At 64.8% G+C, this 7,637-nt stretch carries 8 protein-coding genes; 7 read left to right on the top strand and 1 reads right to left on the bottom strand.

Going from position 1 to position 7,637, the window contains the following annotated elements; all coding sequences use genetic code 11:
- The first annotated feature begins 11 nt into the window (after window positions 1-11).
- Together ON32_RS19030 and ON32_RS19025 are read left to right on the top strand one after the other, a co-directional pair.
- Window positions 12-428: a cupin domain-containing protein gene (locus tag ON32_RS19030; RefSeq protein WP_040792371.1), complete on the top strand. Its 417-nt coding sequence runs from the start codon at window positions 12-14 to the stop codon at window positions 426-428.
- Window positions 425-1,147: an NAD-dependent epimerase/dehydratase family protein gene (locus ON32_RS19025; RefSeq protein WP_217998083.1), complete on the top strand. Its 723-nt coding sequence runs from the start codon at window positions 425-427 to the stop codon at window positions 1,145-1,147. Before ON32_RS19030 ends, ON32_RS19025 begins: the two co-directional genes overlap by 4 nt.
- On the opposite strand, the gene ON32_RS19020 is transcribed toward ON32_RS19025, so the two are convergent.
- Window positions 1,125-1,883, bottom strand: coding sequence for a polyprenol monophosphomannose synthase (locus ON32_RS19020; RefSeq protein ID WP_051133442.1), 759 nt, complete (start codon window positions 1,881-1,883; stop codon window positions 1,125-1,127). The two genes, ON32_RS19025 and ON32_RS19020, sit on opposite strands and share 23 nt — an antisense overlap.
- An 85-nt stretch (window positions 1,884-1,968) precedes the next feature.
- Between ON32_RS19020 and gmd the strand changes: the two genes are divergently transcribed.
- From gmd to ON32_RS28965, 5 genes are read left to right on the top strand one after another with little or no spacing between them, the layout of a single operon-like run.
- Window positions 1,969-2,991 (top strand): GDP-mannose 4,6-dehydratase, encoded by a 1,023-nt coding sequence (gene gmd / locus ON32_RS19015; protein WP_040792295.1) that lies wholly within the window; start codon window positions 1,969-1,971, stop codon window positions 2,989-2,991.
- Window positions 2,988-4,244, top strand: a complete 1,257-nt coding sequence (locus ON32_RS19010; protein WP_040792294.1) for a class I SAM-dependent methyltransferase — start codon at window positions 2,988-2,990, stop codon at window positions 4,242-4,244. Before gmd ends, ON32_RS19010 begins: the two co-directional genes overlap by 4 nt.
- On the top strand, window positions 4,241-5,230 hold the full coding sequence (locus ON32_RS19005) for a GDP-mannose 4,6-dehydratase (protein WP_040792293.1): 990 nt from the start codon (window positions 4,241-4,243) through the stop codon (window positions 5,228-5,230). Before ON32_RS19010 ends, ON32_RS19005 begins: the two co-directional genes overlap by 4 nt.
- A complete protein-coding gene (locus ON32_RS28970; protein ID WP_051133441.1) occupies window positions 5,227-6,423 on the top strand; it encodes a class I SAM-dependent methyltransferase in 1,197 nt (398 codons plus the stop codon). Before ON32_RS19005 ends, ON32_RS28970 begins: the two co-directional genes overlap by 4 nt.
- Window positions 6,420-7,595 carry a nucleotide disphospho-sugar-binding domain-containing protein gene (locus tag ON32_RS28965; RefSeq protein WP_040792292.1) on the top strand — a complete coding sequence of 392 codons (1,176 nt, stop codon included), beginning with the start codon at window positions 6,420-6,422 and terminating at the stop codon, window positions 7,593-7,595. The genes ON32_RS28970 and ON32_RS28965 overlap by 4 nt, the downstream gene beginning before the upstream one ends.
- Window positions 7,596-7,637: the final 42 nt, after the last annotated feature.

Here is a 7,637-nt window from a genome sequence, read left to right as displayed (position 1 = left end):
AGGAGCCACCTGTGAAAGTCGAAGTTCTCAAGCCGTCGTGCAACCTGGACACCGTTCGCGACGGTCGCGGCGGGATCTTCACCTGGGTTCCCCCTGAGCCGCTGCTCGAGTTCAACCTCATCTACATGCACCCCGGTAAGGTGCGCGGACTGCACTACCACCCGCATTTCGTGGAGTATCTGCTGTTCGTGGCGGGCGAGGGGGTATTGGTCACCAAGGACGATCACACCGACCCGAATTGCCCGGAAGAATTCATCCACGTCTCCAAGGGCATCTGTACCCGCACCCCGATCGGGGTGATGCACACCGTCTACTCGATCACCTCGTTGACCTTCGTGGCCATGCTGACGAAACCCTGGGACGAATGTGATCCACCGATCGTGCAGGTGGAACCACTGCCACACACCCTGGAAGGGAAGGACTCGTGACCCGCCCCCGGGTCGCGGTGATCGGCGCGGCCGGCTATGTCGGCAGCGCGCTCACCGAGGCGTTCCGGGCGCACGGCGGGTACGAGGTGGTCCCGGTCGTGCGGGGCGACCACGAGCGGCTGCAGGTCGGCGACTACGAGCTGCTGGTGAATGCGGCCTGTCCGTCGAAAAGGTTTTGGGCCGAACACAATCCGGAGGCCGACCACGCGGCGTCCGTGGCCACCACCCGCGCCCTGCGCCGCGACTGGCATTGGGAACGGTTCGTGCAGATCAGCAGTATCTCCGCGCGCACCCAGCTCGATACCGTCTACGGTCACAACCGCGCCGAGGCCGAACGGCTGTGCGTGGGCGACGACAGCTTCGTGGTTCGGCTGGGGCCGATGTACGCCGGCGATTACCGCAAGGGCGCGCTCGCCGATATGGCCGCCGATCGGCCGGTTTTCGCCAGTGGGCACTCGCGACAGAGTTTTGCGCCGGTCACCTGGTGCGCCGAATGGATCGCGGCGAACGCGGACGGAACCGGGATGCGCGAGGTGGGTGCGCGTACCACGGTGACATTGACCGAGGTGCGCGATGCGGTCGGGTCCCGCTCGCAGTTCGCCACAGACTACGTCGACGACCAGTACCCGGTGACCGCGACCGCCCCCGACTGGCCGGAGGCGCACGCGGTCATCGACTGGCTGGCCGCTCGGCGCGTCAACGCGATGGGTGCGAGGTGAGGCGATGACGCGACGGTCGCAGATACTTCTCCGCGCACAACGTCAGCAGAAACCGCACACTGATGGCGACATCACGGGTGCGCATCTTCGATTCGCCGGCGGTGCGGTGGAGGACGTGGATCGGTATCTGGGTAATGGAGAAGCCGTTCGCGGTGAGGATGTAGAGGCTTTCGAAGAAGAACGAATATCCGGTGGAGCGAACGAGATCGAAAGCCGCCACGGGAACGGTGTCGAGCCGGTAGAATCGGAACGCACCGGTGGCATCGTAGGGCATTCGCAGAAGCGTAACCGTGAGGAAATGCCCGACCCTGGTGAGAATTTTTCGGAAGGGGGTCCAGTCGGCCAGACTGTCCTGTCTCAGATATCGCGAACCGACCACTATGTCGAAACCTTTCGCGGCAGCCATCAAGGCGGGAATATACGACGGTGGATGTGCGAAATCGGAATCCATCGTTATCAATTCGGAATAGCCGTTGTCGTATGCCCAACGGATTCCTGTTTGGTGCGCAGAACCCACTCCCCGCCGATTCGATCGGTGCAGCACATGAATTCGATGGGTGTGCTGAGCTGCGAGTTCATCGAGTAGGCGACCGGTTCCATCGGGGGAGTTGTCGTCGACGAAAAGGATGTCGAAATCGTCGCCCTGGTCGAGTATTTCGGCGAGCAACGGGCCGACATTGCGGCTCTCGTTGTACGTGGGAATCATCACCAATGTTCGATTGGAGGCCGCATTCATGCGTACCGATTTTAATTGCGATCGATGGCGAAGGAAAGATATTGACCCACCGGGCGTCCATAGTTAGTCTCTGCGTGGAGGATCCATGAGGAAGGCGTTGATCACCGGAATCACCGGGCAGGACGGTTCATATCTGACCGAATTCCTGTTGCAGCAGGGATATGAGGTGCACGGTATCGTTCGACGTGTCTCGAATATCAATACCGAGCGTATCGATCACCTGTACCAGGATTCGCATTCCCCGCGGCGGCTGTTCCTGCACTACGGCGATCTCATGGACTCCAGCAGTCTCAACCGCATCCTCGAAGACGTTCGGCCGGACGAGATCTACAATCTCGGCGCCCAGTCGCATGTGCACATCTCGTTCCAGATCCCGGAGTTCACCGCCGAGACCAACGCCATCGGTACCCTGCGCATCCTGGACGCGATCCGCAAAACCGGTATCGCCACCCGCTTCTACCAGGCCTCGTCCTCGGAACTCTACGGCGGTGTCGGCACCGAACCGCTGAACGAGACCGCCCCGTTCCACCCGCGTTCCCCGTATGCGGTGGCCAAGCTGTACGCCTACTGGATCACCGTGAACCATCGCGAGGCCTACGGGATGTACACCGTGAACGGCACCCTGTTCAATCACGAATCACCCCGTAGAGCGGAAGTTTTCGTCACTCGCAAGGTGACCAGCGCCGCAGTGCGGATCGCCCTCGGTAAACAGGACCGCCTCTACATCGGAAATCTGGACGCCCGCCGGGACTGGGGGTATGCCAAGGAGTACGTGGAGGCCATGTGGCTGATGCTGCAACAGCCCCAACCCGACGACTATGTGATCGCCACCGGCGAGACCCACAGCGTGCGCGAATTGTGCGAAACCGCCTTCGCGGCGGTCGGTATCGAGTTGGAATGGGAAGGCGAGGGTCTGGCCGAACGCGGTATCGACCGTCGCAACGGCCGGGTGCTGGTGGAGGTGGATCCCATGTACTTCCGTCCGGCCGAGGTCGACCACCTCACCGGCGATCCGACCAAGGCCAAACAGAAGCTCGGCTGGGAGCCGCGCACCAGTTTCACCGAGCTGGTGGAACTGATGGTCGCCCACGATATGGAGCACGCGTGAAGCAGACGGGAAGTATCGATCGGTGCCGGGTATGCGACAACCCGCGACTCGAGACGGTCATCGATCTCGGAACCATGGCATTGACCGGGGTGTTCCCGGCACGTGAACCGCTGTCGGCGCCCCGGTATCCGCTCGAGGTGGTGCGCTGTGTGCCGTCGGACGAACACGAATGCGGCCTGGTGCAGTTGCGGCACACCGCCGACTTCGACGATATGTACTCGCCCGGCTACGGGTATCGGTCCGGGCTCAACAGCGCGATGATCGCGCATCTGGGTCACCGGGTCGCCCGGATTCGGGAACGCGTTCCGCTGGAACCCGCCGATATCGTGATCGATATCGGCAGCAATGACGCGACACTGCTGAAACAATATCCGGTGGGTTCGGCGACTCTGGTGGGTATCGACCCACTGGCGGAGAAGTTCCGCCGCTTCTATCCGGAGCATGTGCGGCTGATACCCGGCTACTTCTCGGCGAAAGCGGTGGCCGAGGCCCTCGACGGGCGCAAGGCCAAGGTCATCACCTCGATCGCCATGTTCTACGACGTGCCCGCCCCTTTGGAGTTCATGCGGGCGGTTCACGAAACCCTCACCGACGACGGTGTCTGGGTTCTGGAACAGAGCTATCTGCCCGCCATGTTGGCGACCACCTCCTACGACACCATCTGCCACGAACACCTCGAGTACTACACGCTCGAACAGATCGAATGGATGGCCCGGCGCTGTGGTTTCACGGTGCTGGACGTGGAACGCAACGGGGTCAACGGCGGTAGCTTCGCGCTGACCCTGGGCAAGATCGGTACCCCCACCCGCGACGCCACCACCCGCATCGATCGGATGCGGCGGGAGGAACGCGAACTGAATCTGCACGACGGCCACCACTACGCCGAGTTCGCCGCCCGCGTCGCCGACCACCGCGAATCGGTGCGCGACTTCTTCGACCGCTCCGAACGCGCCGGACTGCGTACCCTCGGCTACGGCGCATCCACCAAGGGCAATGTGATGTTGCAACATTGCGGCATAGGACCGCGGTGGTTGGAATGCATCGCCGAGGTCAACGACGACAAATTCGGCAAGTTCACCCCGGGCACGGGCATACCCATCGTTTCCGAGGAGCAGGCGCGGCGCCGCGACCCCGACCAGTTCTTCGTGTTGCCCTGGCATTTCCGCGACATGATGATCGAACGGGAACGCGCCTTCCTCGCCTCCGGGGGGCGGTTGGTGTTCCCACTGCCGCGGTTGGATGTGGTGCGATGACCGTGATCGTCACCGGTGCGGACGGACAGGACGGAACCCTGCTGACCCGGTTGCTGGTCGAACGCGGGGAAACCGTCCTGGGTATCGGGCGCGGGGGTCCGATCGATATCACCGATCCGCACGCGGTGGCACGGCTCGTCGCCGAGCTGCGACCGAGCCGGGTGTATCTGCTGGCCGCGGTGCAACATTCCGCCCAGGACCCGCCGATGGCGGCACATGAACTCGCCCACGCCGCCCACCGGGTGAACACCCTGCAGGTGCACAATTTCGCCGAAGCGGTATCACACCACAGCCCCGACACCAGGATCTTCTACGCGGCCTCCGCCCATATCTACGGTTCCGCGATCGATTCCGGCACCGGGATCGCCGTCCGCGACGAGGACAGCCCCATACAACCGCGCAGCGTCTACGCCCTCACCAAGGCGGCCGGGCTGCTGGCCTGCCGCATCCACCGCGCCCGAGGGGTGTACGCCGCGGCCGGAATCCTGTTCAACCACGAATCACCGTTACGTCCGGAAAAATTCGTCTCTCGCAAGATCGTCCGCGCGGTGGCCGCGATTGTCCGCGGTACGGCCGACGAGCTCGTGGTCGGTCGCCTGGACGCGGGCGCCGACTGGGGTTACGCCCCCGACTACGTGCGCGCCATGAGCGCCGTGCTGGACCTGGACGAGCCCGAGGACTTCGTCGTCGCCACCGGTGTCCACCACACCGTCGCCGACTTCTGCGCCGAGGCCTTCGGCGCGGTCGGGCTGGACTGGACCCGCTATGTCCGTGAGGAGCCGACGCTGCTGACCCGCCGCGAACCCGCAATGGTGGGCAATGCCCGGCGGCTGCGGGAACGCACCGGGTGGGCGCCGACGGTGAATTTTCGGGAGATGGTGCGGCTCATGCTCGCAGCCGAGGGGGTGGAACCGACCCGGGAACCGAATGCGCCCACCACGCGGCCGATGCCGGTGCGGGCCGGCCGAACGGAAGGAAACACGTGAACCTCGATGCCGACAACATACTGGCCGCCCGCTTGATCGCCGCCGCGGACGGCGACCACGACGAGACCACCGCCCGGCTCGCGGACCTGGGCGTCGACACCGCCGCGGAAGCCGTCCTACGGGAGATCGAGTGGCGCACCCGCTACGGTGACCGGCCGAAGATCCCGGTGCGGGTGGTGTTCGAACTCGACTACGACGGAAAGCGACTCGACTATCTGGTGACCATCGGTGCCGACGACGCGGATATCACCTCCGGCACCCTGGACGACCCATGGCTGACCGTGCGTCAGGATCTGGTGGAACTGGTCCGTGCCGTCTACGGTGCGCCCGAGGACCGAACCGCGACCCGCGCCATCACGGTGAAGGACGAACCGGGTCCGGCGAGTTTCGCGCCCGACGATCCCTGGCGGGTGGCGCGCTCGGCGGCCGAGATGGCCGCGCACCGGATCATCACCGCCTGCGCCGCCCCCCACCACGACCTCAACGAGCTGTCGCTGCACTACGGCTCCGACAAATGGGGCGGTCACTGGTACACCCCCCACTACGAACGCCACTTCGGTCCGCTGCGCGACCGCCGGCTGCGCATTCTGGAAATCGGTATCGGTGGCTATCAGGCACCCGACGTCGGTGGCGCCTCGCTGCGGATGTGGAAACGGTACTTCCGGCGCTCGATCGTCATCGGCCTCGACTACTTCGACAAATCCGGTATCGCCGAACCACGTATCCAACCGGTACGCGGAGATCAGGGCGATGCCGAGTTCCTCGCGCGGCTCGGCACCGAACTCGGTCCGTTCGATATCGTCATCGACGACGGCAGCCATATCAGCGGCGATGTGATCGCCTCGTTCGAGGTCCTGTTCTCCCATGTGCGTCCGGGTGGCCTGTATGTGGTGGAGGATCTCCAGACCTCCTACTGGTCGGGTTGGGGCGGTTCGAGTACCCGCCTCGACGATCCGAATACCTCGGTGGGATATCTGAAAACTCTGGTCGACGCCCTGCACCACCGCGATATCGAGTCCGGCGTCGAACGCGCACCCGGTCGGTTCGACGAGTGGGTGGGCGGGCTGCACTTCTATCACAATCTCGCGTTCGTCGAGAAACGGCGCAATGCCGAACAATCGGCCGCACCCTGGGTACCGCGCAATACCAACCCCATGGTGTGGATGAAGAACAACGAAAGCCGATCGTCATGAAGTTTCTCGTCGTTCCCGTGCCCTCACCGGGGCATCTGTTGGCCATGGTGCCGTTCTGTTGGGCGTTGCGGTTGGCGGGACACGAGGTCCTGGTGGCCTCACGCGCGGATGTCACCGCCGCCGCGCAGCGCGCCGGACTCGATGCGGCGGACCTGCCCGCCCTCGAGGTGCCGATGGACACCCTGCGCAACCAGGTGAGCCCGGAGATGTTCCCGGTGCCGCTGTTCGCCGAACGCGGCGGCGCGGGGCAGGGGCTGTGGCATATCGCCGCACAGAACTGGCACCGCCATGCCGTCGAATTCTTCGAGGTGTTCGCCGATCTGGCCCGCGAGTGGGGCGCGCAGGTGATCGTCACCGATCCGTTGGCCACCATCGGACGCGCGCTCGGCGCCGAACTCGGACTGCCGGTGATATCGCACCGCTGGGGTATCGACCCCACCGGCGGTCCGTTCACCGAACGCACCGCCGCGTTGGTCGCCGAATCCGATATCGCCGGCGGTCGGACAGTGGCGGCTCCGGTGGTGACACTCGATATCTGCCCGCCCGCATTGCAGGCGCCCGACGCGGTGCCGAGCGATCTCTTACAGTTCATCCCGTTCAACGGCACCGGTGTCCTGTCCGGGGAACTGCGCACCAGGTCCGATCGTCGGCGCGCGGCGGTGTGCTTCGGTGGCAGTGTGTTGAGCCTGACCGGGGCGCGGCCACTGCGCAATGTGGTCGAGGCGCTGGTATCGATCCCCGATCTGGAGATCGTGGTGGCCCTGTCGGCAGCCGACCGCCCGCTACTGGGCGAGCAACCGGAGCGGGTGCGGGTGCTGGAACAGGTTCCGCTGCAATTGTTCCTGCGTGATTGCGATGTGCTGGTGCACCATGGTGGTTCCACCACCGGCCTGACCGGCACCCGGTACGGGCTGCCGCAACTGGTGCTACCGCAGATGTTCGACCAGTTCGATTTCGCGCGCGGTATCGCCCGGACCGGCTCCGGTATAGCGGCCGAGGATGCCGCCGCCCAGAACGATATCGATGCCCTCGCCGACTCGGCGCGCGCCCTGCTCGACGATCCGTCCTACCGGGCCGGCGCCCGGAAACTGGGCGCCGATATCCGGGAAGCCCCCGCCCCCGCGACGGTGGTCGCCGATATCGAGGCGCGCCTGGCCGAATACGCCACCTGACTCGGCGGTCCGCCCCGCCGAACGTTGTATCCGAAGACCGAA

Source organism: Nocardia paucivorans NBRC 100373 (genome assembly GCF_000308675.1).
Classification (GTDB): Bacteria; Actinomycetota; Actinomycetes; order Mycobacteriales; family Mycobacteriaceae; genus Nocardia; species Nocardia paucivorans.
This window is presented reverse-complemented; position numbering and strand designations above follow the sequence as displayed.